This is a genomic window from Vibrio sp. 1874, from assembly GCF_033344395.1.
Lineage (GTDB): Bacteria > Pseudomonadota > Gammaproteobacteria > Enterobacterales > Vibrionaceae > Vibrio > Vibrio alginolyticus.
This window is the reverse complement of sequence record NZ_JAWPOR010000001.1, coordinates 585661-606487: the sequence shown is the minus strand read 5'-3', so window position 1 is coordinate 606487 and position 20827 is coordinate 585661. Positions and strand designations below refer to the sequence as shown.

The 20827-nt window shown below is 47.2% G+C and carries 15 protein-coding genes; 10 read left to right on the top strand and 5 right to left on the bottom strand.

Annotated features, from left to right (window positions below):
• The first annotated feature begins 2 nt into the window (after window positions 1–2).
• Window positions 3–929 carry an ABC transporter ATP-binding protein gene (locus R8N46_RS02705; RefSeq protein ID WP_213972134.1) on the top strand — a complete coding sequence of 309 codons (927 nt, stop codon included), beginning with the start codon at window positions 3–5 and terminating at the stop codon, window positions 927–929.
• Complete coding sequence (locus R8N46_RS02700; protein WP_206225814.1) at window positions 929–2026, top strand: ABC transporter permease; 1098 nt, start codon at window positions 929–931, stop codon at window positions 2024–2026. The genes R8N46_RS02705 and R8N46_RS02700 overlap by 1 nt, the downstream gene beginning before the upstream one ends.
• A 109-nt stretch (window positions 2027–2135) precedes the next feature.
• On the opposite strand, the gene R8N46_RS02695 is transcribed toward R8N46_RS02700, so the two are convergent.
• A complete protein-coding gene (locus R8N46_RS02695; protein WP_005375433.1) occupies window positions 2136–2507 on the bottom strand; it encodes a hypothetical protein in 372 nt (123 codons plus the stop codon).
• 384 nt (window positions 2508–2891) lie between these two features.
• Window positions 2892–7130 carry a formate dehydrogenase subunit alpha gene (fdhF, locus tag R8N46_RS02690; RefSeq protein ID WP_054578678.1) on the bottom strand — a complete coding sequence of 1413 codons (4239 nt, stop codon included), beginning with the start codon at window positions 7128–7130 and terminating at the stop codon, window positions 2892–2894.
• Between the two features lie 315 nt (window positions 7131–7445).
• Here fdhF and R8N46_RS02685 point away from each other — a divergent pair, with 315 nt between their 5' ends.
• The 7 genes from R8N46_RS02685 to R8N46_RS02655 all read left to right on the top strand — a co-directional run bounded on the left by R8N46_RS02685 (window position 7446) and on the right by R8N46_RS02655 (window position 17613).
• A complete protein-coding gene (locus R8N46_RS02685; protein ID WP_115386744.1) occupies window positions 7446–7868 on the top strand; it encodes a hypothetical protein in 423 nt (140 codons plus the stop codon).
• Between the two features lie 135 nt (window positions 7869–8003).
• Window positions 8004–9395, top strand: a complete 1392-nt coding sequence (locus R8N46_RS02680) for a TolC family protein (protein WP_171345477.1) — start codon at window positions 8004–8006, stop codon at window positions 9393–9395.
• 164 nt (window positions 9396–9559) lie between these two features.
• Window positions 9560–11278 (top strand): efflux RND transporter periplasmic adaptor subunit, encoded by a 1719-nt coding sequence (locus R8N46_RS02675; protein ID WP_213889717.1) that lies wholly within the window; start codon window positions 9560–9562, stop codon window positions 11276–11278.
• 2 nt (window positions 11279–11280) lie between these two features.
• Window positions 11281–14460 carry an efflux RND transporter permease subunit gene (locus R8N46_RS02670; RefSeq protein WP_275115246.1) on the top strand — a complete coding sequence of 1060 codons (3180 nt, stop codon included), beginning with the start codon at window positions 11281–11283 and terminating at the stop codon, window positions 14458–14460.
• 76 nt (window positions 14461–14536) lie between these two features.
• On the top strand, window positions 14537–15103 hold the full coding sequence (gene copI / locus R8N46_RS02665) for a copper-resistant cuproprotein CopI (RefSeq protein ID WP_017635240.1): 567 nt from the start codon (window positions 14537–14539) through the stop codon (window positions 15101–15103).
• A 326-nt stretch (window positions 15104–15429) separates the two neighbouring features.
• The gene (locus R8N46_RS02660; protein ID WP_017821520.1) at window positions 15430–16281 is read left to right on the top strand and encodes a carbenicillin-hydrolyzing class A beta-lactamase CARB-56; all 852 of its coding nucleotides are present in this window, start codon (window positions 15430–15432) and stop codon (window positions 16279–16281) included.
• 282 nt (window positions 16282–16563) lie between these two features.
• On the top strand, window positions 16564–17613 hold the full coding sequence (locus tag R8N46_RS02655; RefSeq protein ID WP_025998663.1) for a sensor domain-containing diguanylate cyclase: 1050 nt from the start codon (window positions 16564–16566) through the stop codon (window positions 17611–17613).
• 112 nt (window positions 17614–17725) lie between these two features.
• On the opposite strand, the gene R8N46_RS02650 is transcribed toward R8N46_RS02655, so the two are convergent.
• Window positions 17726–17878 carry a hypothetical protein gene (locus R8N46_RS02650; protein WP_005375418.1) on the bottom strand — a complete coding sequence of 51 codons (153 nt, stop codon included), beginning with the start codon at window positions 17876–17878 and terminating at the stop codon, window positions 17726–17728.
• A 246-nt stretch (window positions 17879–18124) separates the two neighbouring features.
• Here R8N46_RS02650 and speG point away from each other — a divergent pair, with 246 nt between their 5' ends.
• Window positions 18125–18664 (top strand): spermidine N1-acetyltransferase, encoded by a 540-nt coding sequence (speG, locus tag R8N46_RS02645; RefSeq protein ID WP_005375417.1) that lies wholly within the window; start codon window positions 18125–18127, stop codon window positions 18662–18664.
• A gap of 47 nt (window positions 18665–18711) precedes the next feature.
• On the opposite strand, the gene R8N46_RS02640 is transcribed toward speG, so the two are convergent.
• A complete protein-coding gene (locus tag R8N46_RS02640) occupies window positions 18712–19509 on the bottom strand; it encodes a hypothetical protein (RefSeq protein ID WP_053307859.1) in 798 nt (265 codons plus the stop codon).
• Window positions 19510–19686: 177 nt separating this feature from the next.
• On the bottom strand, window positions 19687–20733 hold the full coding sequence (locus R8N46_RS02635; protein ID WP_213972196.1) for an OmpP1/FadL family transporter: 1047 nt from the start codon (window positions 20731–20733) through the stop codon (window positions 19687–19689).
• Window positions 20734–20827: the final 94 nt, after the last annotated feature.

Here is a 20827-nt window from a genome sequence, read left to right as displayed (position 1 = left end):
CAATGACCGAATTCGCGATTCAAGCTGAAAATGTAGTGAAGAAGTTTGGTGACTTCACCGCCATCAACAACATCACGCTCAATGTGCCCAAAGGCAGTATTTATGGTTTTCTTGGCCCGAACGGCTGCGGTAAATCGACAACCATTCGTGTGCTGACGGGCTTGCTTAGCCCAAGCGAGGGCAATGTCGATGTACTCGGGCTAGAGATCCCAAAACAATCTGAGCTTCTGCGCCTCAAGATTGGCTACATGACACAAAAGTTTTCCCTCTATGATGACCTGACGGTTCAAGAGAATCTTGAGTTTATTGGACAAATCTTTGGTATGGAAACCAAGGCCCTAAAGGCTCGCATCGAAGAACAACTAGCCACCTACGGTCTCGACCAACTGCGTAAACAGCGCGTCGGAGGAATGAGCGGCGGCCAGAAGCAACGCTTGTCTCTTGCCGCAGCCACTATGCACAAACCAGACTTGTTGTTTCTTGATGAACCCACGTCTGCGGTTGACCCAGAGAACCGACGCGATTTCTGGGAGCAGTTGTTTGACCTCTCTGACCAAGGCACGACGATTTTGGTCACTACGCACTACATGGACGAAGCAGAACGCTGCCATCGTCTGGCGATTATGGAAGCGGGGGAAATCCGCGCCGATGGTGAGCCAGAAGAACTCATGGCGCAAATGGGCGTTAACATCGTCGAAGTCAAAGCGGACAACCTACGCGAGCTAAAAGAGAAAGTCATTCAGCGTGAAGAAGTCCGCTCAGCCGCACAGCTAGGCATTCGCTTACGCATTTTAATCCACCAGCACATCGAACAACCGATCGAATGGTTAACCCAAACCTTTCCTGAGCTTGATGGCTGCGAGATGAACATTGCTCGTCCTAGCTTGGAAGATGTGTTTGTCAGCGTGACGGGAGAAGGTCGCCAATGATGAAATCTATTGCCCGTATGAAAGCGGTAATGATCAAAGAGATCCGTCAGCTTTCACGTGACCGCATTACCTTTGGCATGGTCGTAATGATCCCCCTGATTCAGCTTCTGCTATTCGGCTTTGCCATTAATACGGATATTCGCGACATCCCCGTTGGCGTCGTCGATCAAAGTGGCAGTACTGCCGGGCGTGTAATTACCGAGTCCGTTAAAGTAACGCAAGTGGTCGATGTGGTCGAAACCTTCGCTACCGCATCAGAAGCAGAACAAGCCATTCAAGACGGTTTGGTGCGAGCGGCTTTAATTCTGCCTAGCGACTTAACCCAACGTATGGTGCAAGGGCGAGAGCTTGGGCAGTGGATTGTAGATGGTTCAGACACCATGATCAGCTCGGCAATTCTCTCACTACAAACCATGCCGTTAACGGATTTTGATTTTGAGATACGCCCTGCCCCAACCAAAACCTTTGAAGTTGCGCTGTATTACAACCCGAGTCGGCGCTCGGCGGTGAACATTGTCCCCGGTTTATTGGGCGTGATTCTGACTATGACGATGATCTTGTTCACCAGTGCAGCCATTGTTCGAGAACGAGAACGCGGCAATTTGGAGTTACTGATTACTACGCCAATCCACTCCATCGAGCTCATGGTGGCGAAGATCATTCCCTACATCTTTGTTGGTCTGATTCAGGTGTTTATCATTTTAGGCTTGGGGCACTGGATATTTGGTGTGCCGATAAACGGCGCCATTAGTCAGATATTGTTTGGCACGCTGTTGTTTATCGCCGCGAGTTTAACCTTAGGTCTGGTGATATCCACCATTGCGACGACACAACTTCAGGCCATGCAGATGACGGTGTTTATTCTTTTGCCGTCGATTCTTCTGTCCGGATTTATGTTCCCTTATGAAGGAATGCCCGTCGCGGCACAATGGATATCAGAAGCGCTGCCTGCTACCCACTTTATGCGAATTATTCGTGGCGTGGTGCTGCGTGGTGCAGACCTAATGGAGCTATGGCGAGATACAGTTTGGTTACTTGGATTCACCGTTATCGGCCTTATTGTCGCTTCATTTCGCTTCAAAAAATCACTCGACTAATTCCACGATATTGCGTTTATTCCTTAAAAACAAAAATAGCCCCAACGAAGGGCTATTTTTTGTTTCTGTATTCATACACTGCGCTATCGAGCTCAACTCTCAGACAATATTAATAGTACTCACCGTAGGAACAATCTCGTAAATCGGAAATATTGTAGTTTTTCAAAGAGTTTATTTTAAAGTTGAACACTACCTGTTTACAGACAACGCCTTCGCGATCCGTGTACGTGATAATACCTTCACTGTACGCACGCTGACCATCAGAGGATGTCACGTCAGCAACAAGTTCCAAATGGCCCTTGTGCGCGTCTACGCGATTCATCATCTCAAACACATCGACCCACTCTTCGCGATTTGCCATTTGTATTAGCATGGACTTCGCCTGTGTTTCCAACTGCTGGGGGTATACATAATAACGGTTGTAACCAAAGTATGCGCACATAAGTAATAAAACGAGTGCAAATGAGGTTGTTCTTGTCATACAAGCTTCCTCTTGTTGTTATAAAAATCTTGCTTCGTTAATTCAGTATAGGAAGCGAGCAAAGTTTAGGTTATAGAACTTGCCCAAATAACAGGGGACAGTCAGAGACAGTCAATTCTATGACAAGCTCAACAACAAACTTTATTGCACTCTCATCATGGGCTTGAACAAAAATACGCCACAGAGACAGTAAGAAGTAAGAAGTAAGAAGTAAGAAGTAAGAAAGGAAAACTAACCGGAGCGCGGTGATAACAGAAAAGTAAAAGGAGTTGGAAGAAAAAGACAATCCGAGTGAATGTAGTGAGAGCGGAAATCAAGATTAGATTATCCGCCCATCAACTAGGCTCAAATTGTCAGTGACCACAACAATGTGACTCACCGAATTTAAACGTGTTGGTAACTATCTTCGAGAGACTCTGTCTGCGTTGTTTTTTCGCTCACTTCCACTTTAACCGCAGCGACCTTGAACTCAGGGATCTTCGCATGCGGGTCCGTCGCCGTTGTCGTTAAACGGTTCACCGGCGATTCAACAAAGTGGAAAGGAATGAACACCACACCTTTTTGAATCCGCTTAGTCACAAAGGCATCAATCTCAATGCTGCCGCGACGTGTAGACACCGTCAGACGCTGACCATTACTGATGCCAAGTGCCTCTGCGTCTTCCACGCTCACCATCGCACGAGGGCCAGCAAGATTATCCAACCCTTTGGTTTTGCGCGTCATGGTTCCAGTATGGAACTGCTCAAGTACGCGACCCGTCGTTAACACAAGTGGGTACTCTTCATCTGGCAGCTCAGCCGCATAACGGAACGGTACACCCACCATTTGCCCTTTACCACGAGTAAACTGGGTTTGGTGCATGATGCGAGTACCCGCAGGGTTGTTCTTGTTGCTAGGCCATTGCACACCGTTTGGCGTAATGGCATCCCAACGAAGACCCGCGTATTGAGGTGTCACTCGTGCGATTTCATTGGTGATATCAGACACGCAGTGGTAATCCCAATCACTGCCCATGGCATTGGCAATTTCTTGAATAATCCACCAATCTTCTTTCGCTTCACCCGGTGCCGTGACAACCGGATTCACACGCTGTACACGACGTTCTGTATTGGTGAAGTGACCCGCTTTCTCTGCAAACGAGCAAGAAGGCAGAACCACATCCGCGTATTGCGCAGTCTCCGTTAGGAAGATGTCTTGAACAACCAAGAAGTCGAGTGCTTCTAAACCTTCAATCACATGCGCTTGGTTCGGGTCACTCAACACTGGGTTCTCACCCATGATGTACATACCACGAACGTCACGATGGCAAGCCGCATCAATGATTTCTGTCAGGGTTAGACCTTGCTCAGAAGGCAGATTTGGCGCATTCCATTCAATCGCAAACTTCTGACGCACAATTGGGTTGTATACCTTTTGATAGCCCGGGAAGCTGTTTGGCAAAGCGCCCATATCACACGCGCCTTGCACGTTTGATTGACCACGCAGCGGATTGATACCACCACCTTCAATACCGATGTTGCCACACAGTAATTGCAGGTTAGCGATAGAACGCACGTTGTCATGACCTGTCGTGTGCTGAGTAATACCCATCGAGTAGTACACAGCTGTACGATCTGCCGTACCAATCATACGCGCCATTGCTTGAATGTCTTCGGCTTTTACGCCCGTAACCAATTCCACTTTATCGAGGTTGTAAGCTGGCGACATCACTTCTTGCAGTAAGGTATCAAAGCCGTCGACACGTTCTTCGATGTACTCTTGATCGTACCAGCCGTTCTTAATGATCTGCTGCATGACACCGTTTAGGAGCATCACATCCGTACCCGGACGATGCGCCATATACAGCTCAGCATGCTCTGCCATATCGACACGTTTCGGGTCAGCCACAATCAAGCGAGCGCCGTGGTGACGAATTGCTTGTTTGATGTGTGAAGCGATGATCGGGTGTGCTGATGTAGTATCCGAACCGATAATAAAGATCACATCCGAGTGCTTAATGCTTGGAATGTCGTTGGTCATTGCACCACTACCGAGTGATGCCTCAAGACCGGTTACACTCGATGCGTGACACAAGCGCGCACAGTGATCGACGTTATTGGTGCCTAGTTCACGACGGACAAATTTTTGGAACGCGTAGTTGTCTTCGTTGGTGGTTTTCGCTGAAGAGAAACCCGCCAATGCGTTGCTGCCAAAATCTTGCTTGATGCCAGAGAACTTGCTTGCAATCAGTTGAATCGCCTCTTCCCAACTCGCAGGCTGCAACCAACCGTCTTTACGAATCAAAGGCGTGGTAAGACGCTCTTCACTGCCGATGAAATCAAAACCAAAGCGCCCTTTCACACATAGCATGCCTTGGTTCACTGGCGAGTCACCGCCCTTCACGTAACGAATCGTATTGGTTGCTTCGTCCACGAACATAGTCAACTTACAACCCACACCACAGTACGTACAAATGGTGTCGACCGCTTTCAGATCTTCAGTACGACCTTGTGAGCGGTCACGACTATCGACCATCGCGCCCGTTGGACACACTTGAACGCACGCGCCACATTGCACGCAGTTCGAATCGCCCATTAGGGTTAAGCCATTCTTGTTACTTCCAAAGTGTGGACGGTCGTCAGGACGTAATGCAGGACGACCTTGTTTGTCGCACACAAAGTTCAGTACGCCGTGCACGGCTTTGTCACGACACGCTTGGATACACTGACCACAGCTAATACAGCGGTTGGCATCAAACTCAATAAACTCAGAGCTGCGGTCAACTTCGTACTTATGACGCAAGTCTTTCGCACGAAGATCTAACCAATCTTGATGTGATTTAATCTGTAAGGAGAAATCAAAGCTTTGCTCAGCTTCATATTCGGTGGAGTAATCACGCAGCGCACAATCGGTATTTGCCTGACAGCCACATTCTAGACAGCGCGCCGCTTCTTTCATCGCTTCTTCGTTATCAAAGCCTAACTCCACTTCAGCGAAGCTTTGCTCGCGTTGTGCTGGAGTCAGCTCAGGCATGATAGATCGAGCGACTTTCTGGATGTTCTCGAAGTGAAGCGGATCAACTTGAGAGAGTTTCTTCTCTTTACGCGAGTTGAACGCTGCCTTTGGCATATCCGCCATATCGCCATTCAAAAACAGGTCAATGGCTTTTGCCGCAACGCGACCATCACCCACGGCTTCAACTGCCGTTGCTGGACCACGGCGGAAATCACCGATACTGAAGATGTTACCCGTACCGGTGTGCATGGTCTTTTCATCGGCATCAGAGGTATTCCATCGCGTAAGTGGAATCGATAAATCTTCGCCTTCGAGGAAGCTCAGGTCTGGCTTTTGCGATACTGCCGCAATCACGGTGTCGAACTCTTCGGTAAAGAACTCGCCAGTTGGTTTAGGGCTTCGACGACCAGATGCATCCGGCTCACCCAACGCCATGCGCTCTAGACGAATCGCATTCACGCGTCCGGTTTCATCGGCAAGGTTTTCTGCAGGGTTGGTCAAGAAGTGGAATTTCACCCCTTCGTGTTCCGCTTCGACAATCTCGTAGTCTTCTGCCGGCATTTCGTCACGGGTACGACGATAAATCAACGTGGTGTCTGCACCAGCACGACGCGCAGTACGAGCACAGTCAATTGCTGTATTACCACCACCGATCACCGCGACTTTCTGACCCGTGACGTAGTTTTGCTCGGTAACGTAATCTTTGAGGTAATCAACACCTAAGTAGCAACCTTCAAGGTCACTGCCTGTGTAGTGCATTTCAACCGCTTGAGACGCGCCGACCGCCAAACACACTGCGTCGTATTCTTCGCTCAATTGAGAAAGCGTGAAATCCACACCCAGCTTTTGATTGGTGTGAACTTGCATGCCATTGCGGCACATCAGTTCGATTTCTTTATCGAGAATGTCTTTTGGTAAACGGTATTCTGGAATGCCATAACGCAACCAACCACCCGCTTTTGGCATGGATTCAAAGACCGTAACGTCGTAGCCTTCGTTCGATAGGTAGTAGCCAGCTGTCAGACCACCAGGACCACTGCCGACGACAGCAATGTTCAAACCTTTGCTTGGTTTCTTTTCTGGTACGTAGGCTTCATGCGCAGACAAATCCGCATCCGCGGCATGACGTTTTAGCTGACGAATTGCAATAGGCTCATCGACTAACGAGCGGCGACATTCACTCTCACAAAATGCCGGGCACACACGGCCAATCGATAACGGCATAGGAAGCGTACGCTTAATCACTTCAATCGCTTTTTGATGATCGTTCTGTGCGATGTGATAAAGGTACGATTGGATATCAACGCCCGCTGGACACGCGGTTTTACATGGCGCTTCACAATCGGCGTAATGGTCCGTCATGATGCGGTTGAGTGCTTTTCTGCGGTGCTCGCTTAATTGTTCTGATTGCGTGACCACATTAAGGCCCCGGTAAACTTCAAGTTCACACGCACGCTTAGTACCGCCGCTTTCGACTTCAACCACACACAAGTCACACGGTACTTTTTCATTACTTTTGTTCATTCCGCACAGCGATGGGATCTCGACCCCACACACTTTTGCTGCTTCTAAAAGGGTTAGACCCTCTTCTACAATTCTATATTTTCCATCGATGACAATTTCTATCATGCAACCCCCGCAGCAAAGCAAATCCAAATCTGCACAAGCAAAACCATGCATTCTATAAGGATAATCATTTGTAAGACAAGTTAGTGTGATGTAAAACTTATAAACCACATTTTTCACGTGTCATAAAAAGCGAGGGCTTCTTTCGCTAACTTTCAACACTCGGTGTTTAACAAACGTTTTACTCCCTCGAAAGTGCGAAAACAGAAGGGTTGGACTATTTTGATAATAAGAGTAATAAATGATTGACCTTACCCTTAGGTTAACCTTTAGAATCGAAGGGTTTTCATCATTTTCATCAAACACATGGGAAAGGGTATGCACTTAAAATCGCTGCATACAATCTGGTTAACTCTCTTCACGACGCTAGTGCTATTGGTATCTAGTGTGGCGAACAGTGAGCCGTTGATGAATATTCAAATGATGTCTATTGGCATGGCTCACCATCCTTCTATGATGAGTGACAGCGAACACTGCGGTATGCCTGGCATGATGGACGTCTCCATGACTGACGCTTCTATGTCCGAAGATGGCGATGCAAGAGAAACCAGCATGAACTGTGGTGGTGGCTCCGGCATGGTTCATACCTGCTGTACTGCCGCGTGTACGATAGTTTTCGTCCCCCTACCGAATCCTGTCAATAGCCCGATGCCCGTCGTCTATCGCGCAACTATTACTCCTGAAGTTGCTTCCCCTGTCGTACACGTCAGCCGCGACCTGTACCGACCTCCTATAGCCTAAATCCGTCCTAGCATTCGACCCTGCGCGTGTATCGCAGGTTGTTTTAATGCGCCTGAACGATGAGGTAACAAGGCTTTACTGTTCCCGCAATAAAATCCGCACCTCCATCGATCCGGCGAACACTGGATTTAGATTATGGATATCAAACCATACCGCTTAGCTGCACCTATTTTTATGGTGGCTCTGGTCGCTGCGCCAACCTTGGTTAACGCCGCAGATAAAGAGACGCACGCAGCACAAAATTCCGCATCAAGTGAGCGAGCTTCAACGACCAAGCTTGCCCAACTGATCAACGTCGCTTTGAGTAACGATGGCAATCGTAAGCAATACTCAGCGCAATCTGCTGCCATGCGTGAAACGGGCGTCGCGAGTGCGACCTTGATGGACCCAAAACTAAAAGTAGGTTTTGGTGGCTTGCCTGTCGACAGCTTCAAATTCGATGAAGACCCAATGACCAACATCTCCGTTGGTTTAATGCAGCAGTTTGAGCGTGGCTCTACGCTTGATTTACAGCAGAAGAAAGCCAATCAACAAGCCGACGGCCTTGGTCTTCAAGTGCATGCTCGTGAGCTTGAGGTAGCCAACAGCATGACTCAACTTTGGTTAGAACTTGGTTACCAGCAACGCGCGGAGCAAATCATGCTTGAGAACCGCAAGTTGATGAAGGAAATGGAAAGCTTTATTCAAACCAACTATTCGATTGGTAAGAGTGAAGCGCAAGATCTGCTCAACGCCCAACTTCAAGTCAGCAAGTTGGATGAGAAACTGCAAGCCAACGCACAAATGCAACGTCGTCTTATCTCTCAACTCTCCGAATGGTTGGGGTCAGATTGGTTGGCAAACGAACAGGCTCTGCACGCGAGCAATCAATTGAACTGGGACACACTGAACAGCAAACTTGCTGCGAGTCAGGGTTCCACCAAGCATTATCAGCAACTCAGCCAACACCCGATGGTTAAGATGGCCGACGTCAGTATTTCTGCCAATAAAACGCAGGTGGAAATTGCTGAGCAAGCCTACAACCCACAATTTGGCGTCGAAGTAATGTACGCCTACCGCCAAGCCGACAACATGATGGGTGAACCCGCCTCCGATTTGGTCAGCGCTTACCTAACCATGGACATTCCGTTGTTTACGGGTGACCGCCAAGATCGCAATCTCGCGGCCGCTCAATACCAAGTTGGCGCGGCACAATCACAAAAAGACACCTTACTAACGCAGATGAATGCCAAGGTGAACACTCTGTTGGTTGATCGCGGCAACTTAACCCAACGCTTAGAACGTTATCAATCCACCTTATTGCCTCAAGCGAAAGCGCGCATTCAAGCCGTTGAGCGGGGTTATCAAAACAACACAGCGCAGTTTAACGATGTGATTTCCGCCACGACTGACGAGTTGGCTCTGCAATTGGAGCAACAACGTCTACTGACCGATCTCAACATCGCAAACAGCAATTTAGCCACCCTACTCGGTGGTTTCGACTATCAAGTGGCTTCACCGGAAGCTCGCTCTATTTCGACATATTAATTTGTGATTCCCCAAGACAGTTGGGGCTACAGCTAGGCGGCAAACGAGAGAATCCCATGAGCACTTTCCCTAACAAACTAAGGGATCCTCTATGTGATTTGGGTGAACGAGAGCAGGCAACAACGCTGTAGCGTCAAATGTGAAGGGGAAAATAAGGTAAAACAATGAAAACATTAAAAATTGCAACCATTGCGCTGATTGTTGGTGGTGCTTTAGGGTTTGGTGCTAATCATTTTCTTACGGGCTCGGCTCACGACATGAGTGCGATGGGTGGTGAACCTGCTTCAAGCTCTAATGATCCGCTTTACTGGGTTGCCCCAATGGATCCGAACTACAAACGCGACAAGCCGGGTAAATCCCCAATGGGCATGGATTTGATCCCGGTTTACGCAGAAGATCTATCCGGTGAACAAGACGCACCGGGTACTGTGACTATCGACCCTTCAGTAGAAAATAACCTCGGGGTTAAAACCGCAAACGCGTCACTGCAACAGCTATCACCACGTATCGAAACGGTTGGTTATATTGCCTTTGATGAAAGTCTGTTATGGCAAACCAACGTTCGTGTGGCGGGTTGGGTAGAAAAACTCTACATCAATGCTGTGGGTGAGAAAGTGAAGAAAGGCGATGTGCTTTTCACGCTCTACTCTCCAGAACTGGTTAAAGCACAAGAAGAATTGCTGAATGCGTACCGCACTGGCCGCAAAGGTCTTGTAAAGGGGGCGACCGAACGCTTGGTAACGCTTGGTGTTGACCGTGCTCAAATCAAATCCATTACTCGTAGCGGGAAAGCATCACAAACCATTGAAATCAAAGCACCTGCTGATGGCGTTATCGCGAGCTTAAACGTGCGTGAAGGTGGCTATTTATCCCCTGCTCAAGCGGTGATCAGTGCAGGTCCCTTGGACAATGTTTGGGTTGATGCAGAAGTCTTTGAGCGTCAAGCACACTGGATGAAAGCAGGCTCTCAAGCCACGATGACCCTTGACGCGATTCCGGGCAATGAATGGCAAGGTGTTGTCGATTACGTGTACCCAATCCTCGATCCGAAAACACGTACGTTGCGTGTGCGTCTTAAATTCCCTAACCCAGATGGCGCATTGAAGCCAAACATGTTTGCCAATATTGCTTTGCAGCCTGTCACTGACGACGCAGTTTTAACGATTCCTAAATCATCTGTTATCCGCTCTGGCGGTATGACTCGCGTTGTTCTGGCGGAAGGTGATGGCAAATACCGTTCTGCTCGAATTGAAGTTGGCCGCGAAGCTGGCGAACAAATCGAAGTATTACAAGGACTTAAACAGGGCGACAAGATCGTTACTTCATCTCACTTCATGCTCGACTCTGAATCAAGCCAGTCGGCGGATCTGTCTCGCATCAATGGTGTAGAAGCAGCGGCAGAAACGGCATGGGCCAAAGGTGAGATCACGGATGTGATGAAAGATCACCGCATGCTGACCATCAACCACCAGCCTGTACCAGAATGGGATTGGCCGGGCATGGTAATGAACTTCACTTTCGCAGATGGCGTTGAAATGGGTGACTTGAAAAAAGGTCAGGCTATCGAATTTGAAATGCAAAAGACGGAGTCCGGTCAGTACCAAATCATCGACTATAAGGCAGACAACAGCGTCATTGCCGCAGAAGTTTGGCTAACTGGTGACATTAGCATGCTGATGGCTGATTTTGGCATGATCACCTTAAACCACCTACCGGTTGCAGAATGGAACTGGGATGCTGGCGAGATGAACTTCTCTGTGGGTGAAGCCGTTGATCTATCGGGTTTTGAAGAAGGACAGAGAGTTCGGTTTCTAGTTGAAAAACAAGGATCTGACTACGTTCTTAAACAGCTAGTTCCTGCAACAACAGCCGTCGAGGGTTAATTATGATCAATGCTATTATTCGTTGGTCACTGAGCAACCGATTCCTAGTGTTGGTCGCGACCTTAGCCCTTGTATTAGGCGGACTTTACAGTGTAAAGAATACGCCTGTTGATGCGATTCCGGATCTTTCTGATGTGCAAGTGATCATCAAGACAAGCTATCCGGGTCAAGCTCCTCAAGTCGTCGAGGATCAAGTCACTTACCCACTCACCACCGCCATGCTTGCCGTGCCGGGTGCTGAGACAGTTCGTGGCTACTCATTCTTTGGTGACTCTTACGTTTATATCATTTTCAACGATGATACCGACATGTACTGGGCACGTTCACGCGTGTTGGAGTACTTAAGCCAAGTAGCACCCAAGCTGCCACCGAACGCAAAACCAACGCTAGGTCCTGATGCGACAGGCGTAGGCTGGGTTTACAGCTACGTATTACAAGACAAAACTGGCAAGCATGATTTGGCTGATCTTCGCAGCCTGCAAGACTGGTTCTTGAAGTACGAGTTGCAAACCGTGGATGGTGTTTCTGAAGTCGCGACCGTGGGCGGTATGGTTAAGCAGTACCAAGTGCAGATTGACCCTGCCAAGCTGCGTGCGTACAACCTCACTTTGCAGCAAGTGAACATGGCAATCCAAAATGGTAACCAAGAAACCGGCGCGTCCGTTATCGAAGTGGCCGAAGCCGAACACATGGTTCGTACCACGGGTTACCTAACCAGCATCGAAGACATCAAATCACTGCCTCTCAAAGTCACTGAGAAAGGCACGCCGTTGCTATTAGGAGACATCGCAGACATTAACCTTGGCCCACAAATGCGCCGTGGTATCTCAGAGCTGAATGGCGAAGGTGAAGCGGTAGGTGGCGTTATCGTGATGCGTTTTGGTGAAAACGCCAGTGAAGTGATTGCGAAAGTCAAAGACAAACTTGCAGACCTACAACGCAGCCTACCAGAAGGCGTAGAAATTGTGGCAACCTACGACCGCTCTACCCTTATCGATTCAGCGGTAGAAAACCTATGGAAGAAGCTTGCAGAAGAGTTCATCGTCGTTGCGATTGTGTGTGCGTTGTTCCTGTTCCACATTCGTTCTTCGTTGGTTATCGCTCTGAGCCTACCGGTTGGCATTCTCACTGCGTTTATCGTGATGCATTGGCAAGGCATCAACGCCAACATCATGTCCCTTGGTGGTATCGCGATTGCCATCGGTGCCATGGTAGATGGTGCAATCGTGATGATTGAAAACGTTCACAAGCACATTGAACGAACGCCACTGACCGAAAAAAACCGCTGGCAAGTAATTGGCAAAGCCGCAGAAGAGGTCGGCGCACCGCTGTTCTTCTCGTTGCTTATCATCACTCTTAGCTTCGTACCGGTGTTCGCCTTAGAAGGCCAAGAAGGCAAGATGTTCTCGCCGCTTGCGTTCACTAAGACGTACGCCATGGCAGCGGCAGCAGGTTTGGCGATCACACTCGTCCCTGTTCTTATGGGCTACTTCATTCGCGGTAAGGTGTTACCGGAACACAAAAACCCGGTTAACCGCGGCTTGGTCGCGCTGTACCGCCCGCTGTTGAACACCAGCTTAAAATACCCTAAGACCATGATTGTTATCGCATTAGGCCTAATGGCATCGGCTTACTACCCAACCAGTAAACTGGGTAGCGAGTTCATCCCTCCGCTGGATGAAGGCGACTTGATGTACATGCCAACGACCTATCCGGGTATCTCAATTGGTAAGGCGCGCGAGCTTCTACAACAGACCAACAAGCTGATCAAAACCGTTCCAGAAGTGAAAACCGTATGGGGCAAGATTGGCCGAGCTGAGACTGCAACCGATCCAGCGCCACTCACCATGATTGAAACCGTGATTCAGTTGAAGCCACGCGATCAATGGCGTGAAGGGGTAACAACCGAGTCACTGCGCAAAGAGTTCGACAAGTTGGTTCAGTTCCCTGGTCTTACTAACGCTTGGGTAATGCCTATCAAAACGCGTATCGACATGCTAGCTACGGGCATCAAAACCCCTATCGGCATTAAGATCGCGGGCCCAGATCTGAAAGTGATTGAGAAGATCGGCTCTCAGCTAGAGCCAATTCTTAACGGCGTACAAGGCACGGCATCGGTTTATGCAGAACGTGTAGCAGGTGGTCGTTATGTCACGATCGACATTAAACGTCGTGCCGCAGCGCGTTATGGCTTAAGCATCAAAGACGTTCAGCAAGTGATCTCCACTGCGGTGGGTGGCATGAATGTGGGTGAAACCATTGAAGGCTTGGAGCGTTACCCAATAAACGTTCGTTACCCACAAGACTACCGTGATTCAGTGGTTAAACTGCAAAACCTGCCGTTAGTTACACCAAATGGCGCCCGTATTGCGCTGGCTGATGTAGCGGACATTCGTTACGAAGACGGCCCTCCGATGATCAAGACAGAAAACGCGCGTCCAAACGGCTGGGTATTTGTCGACATCGATGGTCGTGACCTTGGCTCTTACGTCGTAGAAGCACAACAGGTTGTTGCTGATCAATTGGAACTTCCTGCGGGTTACTCGCTGGCTTGGTCTGGTCAATACGAATACATGGAGCGTGCGAAAGACCGCTTGAGTGTCGTGGTACCAATCACCATCGCCATCATTATGCTGCTGCTTTACTTCAGCTTCCGTCGTGTCGGTGAAGTGATGATCATCATGCTTACCCTACCACTCGCTATGGTTGGTGGTTTGTGGCTCATGCATATCCTCAACTACAACTTCTCGATTGCCGTTGGGGTCGGCTTTATTGCCCTAGCAGGCGTCGCGGTTGAAATTGGGGTCATCATGCTCGTCTACCTCAACCAAGCATGGCACTACAAAAAGCTGGATGCGGAAGAGAGCCAACAGAAGCTTGAGGCGAAAGACCTAACCGATGCCATTCGTGAAGGTGCAGGCCTGCGTGTTCGCCCAGTAATGATGACGGTACTAACAGTAATTATTGGTCTGATTCCGATCATGTACGGCGAAGGGACAGGATCAGAAGTGATGCAACGTATCGCTGCACCAATGATTGGCGGTATGGCATCAGCACTGCTGCTGACGCTGTTAGTGCTTCCAGCCATCTTCAAGCTGTGGAAACAACGTGAGTTGCGCCCAAGCAATGCGACTAATCACCAAGCTAGCACTCAAGCTAGTGATGTAAACAACAACGCTTAATCCCTACCTTCCTCTCAAACATGCCGTTTGAGGGGAAGCAACCAAGTTATTAATGAATTAAAACAAGGATATAAAAATGAAAAAGACACTAATCACTCTTGCTCTAGCCCTAACAACAACGACTGCGTTTGCCCAAATGGATCATTCAAACATGGACCACGCGAACATGGACCATGGCAACATGAAGCATGAAAACATGGACCACGGCAGCATGAAGATGGACCACAGTAAAATGGACCATTCAAACATGATGGATATGCCGGGCATGTCGGCAGTAGGTATGCCAGCGAAAGGGGCAAAGCCAGACAAGGTGGTACACGTAATCTTGGGTGATGACATGACCATCAAGTTCAAGAAAGACGTTAAGATTGAGCCAAACGATGTGGTGCAGTTTGTAGTCATGAACACAGGTAAGATCAACCACGAGTTTACGATTGGTTCGGCTAAAGAGCAGCTAGAACATCGCGAAATGATGAAGACAATGAGCGGTGATCATATGCACGACTCGGGCAACTCTGTGACGGTCGAACCAGGCAAAGCGAAGCAGTTGTTGTGGCATTTCCACGGTGACAACAACGTTGAGTTCGCGTGCAACATTCCGGGCCATGCAGAATCGGGCATGGTTAAAAAGATTGAACTGTAAGTAATTATCCAACTAGACAAAGGAGCTGATGATTCAGCTCCTTTTATTTCTCTGGATCAAACTATTCGTTAGCTCATGATAAGAAATTCTGAGCCAGTGTCTCACGCTAAGATATTTTTATGACCGAATCACCGACGTAATATATAAGCCAAACTACGGGCCTTGATAGCAACACTCTTCTCCTCATATTGAGACCGTATAAGCGTATTGCAAAGAATCCTACATAAAATAGACATAGATTTAACAGTGTTTAGAGTATTGGCTCGTTATAGTTTACGTGACATCGCTACGGTGCGAACTAAAACTAAAATTGAAGAACACGATCCATGAAAAAGTTATTTTTGTTGGCTGGGCTAATGGTTTGCTCAACCCTAAGTTACGCGTCCCAACTGAATGAGGACATTTCTCTCCTCGAGCAACAAACCTCAAGCAGAATTGGGGTGTCAGTTTGGGATACCCAAGCAGACGAGCGTTGGGACTACCGTGGCGATGAACGCTTCCCACTCATGAGCACATTCAAAACCCTAGCTTGTGCCAAAATGCTAAGTGATATGGACAGCGGTAAGCTAAGTAAGAATGCGACCGCAAAAGTCGATGAGCGCAGTATCGTTGTATGGTCTCCAGTGATGGATAAGCTCGCAGGCCAAAACACACGCATAGAGCACGCGTGTGAAGCCGCTATGTTAATGAGTGATAATACTGCAGCCAACTTGGTATTAAATGAAATTGGCGGCCCTAAAGCCGTAACAATGTTTCTGCGAACAATTGGAGATAAAGCAACGCGCCTAGACAGAATAGAACCTCGCTTGAACGAAGCCACACCAGGCGACAGCCGCGATACAACCACACCTAACGCCATACTAAACACTCTGCGAACCTTGATCGAAGGCGAAACGTTGTCTTATGAGTCTCGTGTACAATTAAAAATCTGGATGCAAGACAACAAAGTTTCAGACTCGTTAATGCGTTCTGTATTACCAACAGGTTGGTCTATTGCAGACCGTTCTGGTGCGGGAGGTCATGGTTCGCGTGGCATTAACGCGATTATATGGAAGGAAAATCATCGACCTGTTTACATTAGTATTTATGTCACAGAAACCGAGCTCTCACTTCAAGCTAGGGACCAACTCGTTGCGCAGATAAGTCAGTTGATTTTACAAAAGTACAAAGACAATTAAGTCATCACTCACCTGACCCTATTTGTATCCTTTTCTAGCCCTTCTCTTCCAGAAGGGCTCATTCTGTACTTCCATCTTAAAAACACCACTTATTGAGTAATGACTTACTTATAAATAGGTATAAGATTTACTTATTTAGGGTGAGTTAACGCCCACATTAAGCAACCAAATTCACACAAATGGCGATAATTAAACCATACTCTTACCAAGAAGCACATTTTCTACAAAATAGCTTCACGTAATTTATTGTTGTTATTTGCAACATTGCCAAGGAGATGTCTATTGAGACTTGAAAGAACTTTTAACCCTGATGACTTATCGATGCAAAACATGGAAAGTCCGATATGTATGCCGATAGGGTTTGTTCACTTTTTAGCTCAATCGGAAACACTACAGCAAGTACTTGATACGGTGGCAGAATGGATAAATCGTATATTTAATTCTGACCGTGCGAGTATCACACTTTATGAAAACAATGATCATTTAAAGGTCTACTCTTTCTCTGGTAGTAAAGCGATTCCCGCTGAATTTTTAGTGCCCATTCATCAAGCGTTTGTTGGCCGAGTGTTCAAAAAGCAACAACTGATGATCTGCGACGATGTTACGCAATCTGATGAGATCGATTGTGTGATGCTCGCATCCAATGGTATGGGTACGTGTATGGACGCGCCTTTAATGCACGGTAAAGTCTGCCTAGGAACGCTTAATGTTGCGCATCATCAAACGCACATTTACACAAACGAACAAGCGGCACAGCTTCAGTGCATCGCTAATTGGATTGCTTTAAACATTGCCCTTCATATACAGATTATGAAAATGGAACACCTCGCCACGACGGATGATCTAACAGGTATTCCAAACCGCAGAGAGTTCATGCGACAAATCGAAAGCCGCCTAAATGAATACCGAACCCTGGGCATTGACTTCCATGTTGCTATTTTAGATCTCGACAATTTTAAAAGCCTCAATGACCGATTTGGTCATGACGCAGGCGATAAATCACTGATCCATGCAGTCAATACTATTAAAAGTCATCTACTTGATTGTGACTTACTTGCCAGAGTTGGCGGTGAAGAGTTTGCCATCGTATTAAGAAGTCGCTCATCACAGCAAGCTCTAGACACATTAGAAACAATTCGTAATGCACTAGAAACGACGACCGTTCAACATTCAGGTTGTGATATGAGCTTCACCGCGAGTATTGGGGTAACTCAAGTCTGTCGTCTCGACGACTCATTTGAACCATTAGTTAAACGCGCCGACTTAGCACTTTACAAGGCAAAAGAAACTGGAAGAAATCGCGTTGAGTTTCATATTGGTGAAGAAAGGTAGAAAAAATAAAAAAAGGTAGCGACTCATTGCGCTACCTTTTATCGATTCTAACCCGCTTAAAATAACTAGTACGAACTTTAAGCCAGTTAAAAATAAGAATGAGCAAATTTAATTATGCTTTCTTAAGATCTTTAGCTGGGTAAGTTAGTGTTTTTTCGCCTGCTTTTACATGTGTGTAAAAACCGCCACTGCTTAAACCTGTAACAACCATTTCGCCAAGATCGATACCTTTAGTCGCTACTACTACGTCACCGATTGAAAACATATTGAATACCTTGTTTGTTTAGATTAAGACACTAAGTCGTTGCGCGGTATTTAATACGATATTAGGCAAAGCACCTAATCGAGTTTTTTATCGTAAAGATTAATTTATATTTGTCGTGAACTCTAAGTTTCCACATTGAAAATCACAGGATATTTTCCAAAAAAAGATGCGCTATTCTTGTGAAATACGGTAATATTTTCTAGCATCAAGTGCGGAGGTATTCTCCGCCCTCATTGGAGAAAAATGATGAAGAAAGGCCTAAAAATGCGTGCATTAGAGCGTTCTGATTTGCGCTTTATTCATGAACTGAATAACAACCGAAATATCATGGCCTACTGGTTCGAAGAACCTTACGAGTCTTATGACGAGCTCGAAGAACTTTATCGAAAACATATACATGATGACGCTGAAAGGCGTTTTGTCGTCGAAGATGAAGACGGCATCGTAATTGGCTTAGTTGAGCTGATCGAGATTAACTACATTCACCGCAGCGCGGAATTTCAGATAATCATCGCCCCAGAGCATCAAGGCAGAGGTTATGCGACAGAGATGATTAATCGTGCGTTAGATTACTCATTCTCAATTCTTAATCTACGTAAAATCTACTTATTAGTCGCAGTGGATAACGAAGTCGCTATTCACTTATACAAAAAATGCGGCTTTATCGAAGAAGGTCACCTTGTAGAAGAATACTTTATTAACGGCGCTTACAGCGATGTTAAGCGCATGTATATATTAAAACACCAATACCAGAAAAAGATCGAAGAAAACAACTCAATTCACTAGTTCATTCTATCAAAGTAAAAACGCAGCTATTTGGGCAGCGTTTTTATTTATTCGAATTGATATTGATATGATAATACGATGCGCTTGTCTGCTTCATCCAAATAGGTGTTGTTGTCCATGACAAACGTCATTACGTTAAACGAGTGGCGTCTGTTCACAAGGTAACCAAGACCGATCCCACCAAAGAAGCCTTTGTAATTCTCTCCTTCACTGTTTTCTGAGCCGTAAGTGCCCGCTGCGAAGCTGATTAACGTCAGCTCTTTGGTAAACGATTTCAGCGCAAATACACCAACGTAACCGCTACTGCCTGAAGAGCTCATCATATTGAAGCCATTCTCTGCACTTGGCGTGCCCGTAAAGTTAGGCTCGCTACAGTGGCTACTTTCTGCACCGTCACAAACAGGAACATCACCAGTGTTGTACGTATAGCCTGCCATTGGGAAAATTTGGAAGCCTGCTGGCTCAATCCCGAAATAACTTAGCGGCATAAAGGTACCAACGCTGTAGTTGGTTTGATCCGCGCCGTTTACGTATTCATTTTTACCGAAGTTGAAGTTCACGATACCGACCGGAAACAACCACGAGCCACCAATACGCCACTCGCTCGCATCATCATTGATACGCAGGTTAATTTTGCGCGCTTGGTCAAGCGCAAGTGAGCCCGAGAATGAGATGTTTTGATCATCAAAATCGTAGTTGTTTGCGTACGACGCGCCAAATTTCGTGATGACTTTTGTTGGGTCATCCGCCAACTTGTTTTTATTGTCTTTTACTCGATGCTCGGCACCATGAGCCAGCGTACTGACCAACAAAGTCGTACACACTAACGCTAGTTTGTTTTTCATTTTTTAGTTCTTTGAGATGTTGAATACCCGCACTTAGCTGCGCAGATATTTTTTGAATCATCACTCACTGGATGTGACAAAAGCCGCCCTAACTACCTTAGATGGCGTGACAGCATCCAGTGCAGGTAGTTAGGGTAGAATGGCCTGTAAGGAAGGCGTTTTAGCGATTAGGAATGATTAGTTTTTCCAGTTGTAGCTCATGCTCATGAAGTACAGCGCAGGCTCATCAAAGCCAGCTTGTAAGCGTGGCGTTTCTGACGATTCCATCAAGATCGCTTCAAACGCGAAACCAATTGAGTTTTCTGAATCCAATTTGTAATCAATGCCTGTACCAATGCGGTACGCCTTGCCAGTAGGAACGGTAATGTCACCGTTTGATTGGCTTTCATACATGCTGGTATCGAATGCAAAACCTGCATTCCACATCATTTTTTCATTCAGTTTGTACTGAGTACCCAATGCGATTTGGTAAGTGTCTTGTGTCTCTACGCCCAGCGTGGTTGTGTATTCGCTCCAGTCTTGCCAGTTCACGTTCCACATCACCGCTAGGTCATCATTCACTTCATGGTAAGCACTGAAGATCAGTTGTTGTGGAGCAATGGAGTTACTATTGTCGAATTCAAATTCGGTTTCAGAAGAGTAAGACAACCCAAGACGCGTGCCTGGTGTTGCCTCATAAAGCACACCTACTCGGCCGTTGAGCTGAGTATCTTGGTCTTCGTCATTGAAGTTCAGGGCTCCCTTCGTTTCCACTTCATACATACCGTACTGAATGCCAAGCGCCGCACCCACAGACCAGTGATCATTGATGCGGTAAGAAGCGGAAGGTTGAATGGTTAAGGCTTGCGTCGTTGCTGTAGGAATATCTAAATGATTATTCAAAAGACCTTCGTACTCGAGGCCAAGACCGTAGTTGCCATACAGACCAATACCCAGCGTCCATTTGTCGTTTACTTGTTGGCTGTAAAATGCCGACGCCATAGGAACAAAACCAATCACGTTGCCCGCATCGCCAGTCATCGTGTCTAGTTGCGCGTCACCGTAAAGGCCAATCAGGTTACCAGAGAAAGATTTACCAGAAACATTCGCCAGACCAGCCGGGTTTGCTGCCATTACTGAGGCATCTTGCGTACGAGCCGCCATACCAGCGGATGCCAAACCAATATCCGATGCTGTTGTTTCGTAAAGGTATAACCCACCCGCTTGCGCAGCAGCACACGTCAGTAGAGAGCTCGCTGCGACGGTGGTTGTATATCAATGAAAGGCATTGGCCAATCGCACACAGCGTGGGGGTGTTGTGGAGTCAGTCAGTTGAAAT

What these genes read in the sequence shown, in the direction of transcription:
- R8N46_RS02705 (WP_213972134.1), top strand. Translation starts at nt 3, where the DNA reads ATGACCGAATTCGCGATTCAAGCTGAAAATGTAGTGAAGAAGTTTGGT.
- R8N46_RS02700 (WP_206225814.1), top strand. Translation starts at nt 929, where the DNA reads ATGAAATCTATTGCCCGTATGAAAGCGGTAATGATCAAAGAGATCCGT.
- R8N46_RS02695 (WP_005375433.1), bottom strand. Translation starts at nt 2,507, where the DNA reads ATGACAAGAACAACCTCATTTGCACTCGTTTTATTACTTATGTGCGCA.
- fdhF (WP_054578678.1), bottom strand. Translation starts at nt 7,130, where the DNA reads ATGATAGAAATTGTCATCGATGGAAAATATAGAATTGTAGAAGAGGGT.
- R8N46_RS02685 (WP_115386744.1), top strand. Translation starts at nt 7,446, where the DNA reads ATGCACTTAAAATCGCTGCATACAATCTGGTTAACTCTCTTCACGACG.
- R8N46_RS02680 (WP_171345477.1), top strand. Translation starts at nt 8,004, where the DNA reads ATGGATATCAAACCATACCGCTTAGCTGCACCTATTTTTATGGTGGCT.
- R8N46_RS02675 (WP_213889717.1), top strand. Translation starts at nt 9,560, where the DNA reads ATGAAAACATTAAAAATTGCAACCATTGCGCTGATTGTTGGTGGTGCT.
- R8N46_RS02670 (WP_275115246.1), top strand. Translation starts at nt 11,281, where the DNA reads ATGATCAATGCTATTATTCGTTGGTCACTGAGCAACCGATTCCTAGTG.
- copI (WP_017635240.1), top strand. Translation starts at nt 14,537, where the DNA reads ATGAAAAAGACACTAATCACTCTTGCTCTAGCCCTAACAACAACGACT.
- R8N46_RS02660 (WP_017821520.1), top strand. Translation starts at nt 15,430, where the DNA reads ATGAAAAAGTTATTTTTGTTGGCTGGGCTAATGGTTTGCTCAACCCTA.
- R8N46_RS02650 (WP_005375418.1), bottom strand. Translation starts at nt 17,878, where the DNA reads ATGTTTTCAATCGGTGACGTAGTAGTAGCGACTAAAGGTATCGATCTT.
- speG (WP_005375417.1), top strand. Translation starts at nt 18,125, where the DNA reads ATGAAGAAAGGCCTAAAAATGCGTGCATTAGAGCGTTCTGATTTGCGC.
- R8N46_RS02640 (WP_053307859.1), bottom strand. Translation starts at nt 19,509, where the DNA reads ATGAAAAACAAACTAGCGTTAGTGTGTACGACTTTGTTGGTCAGTACG.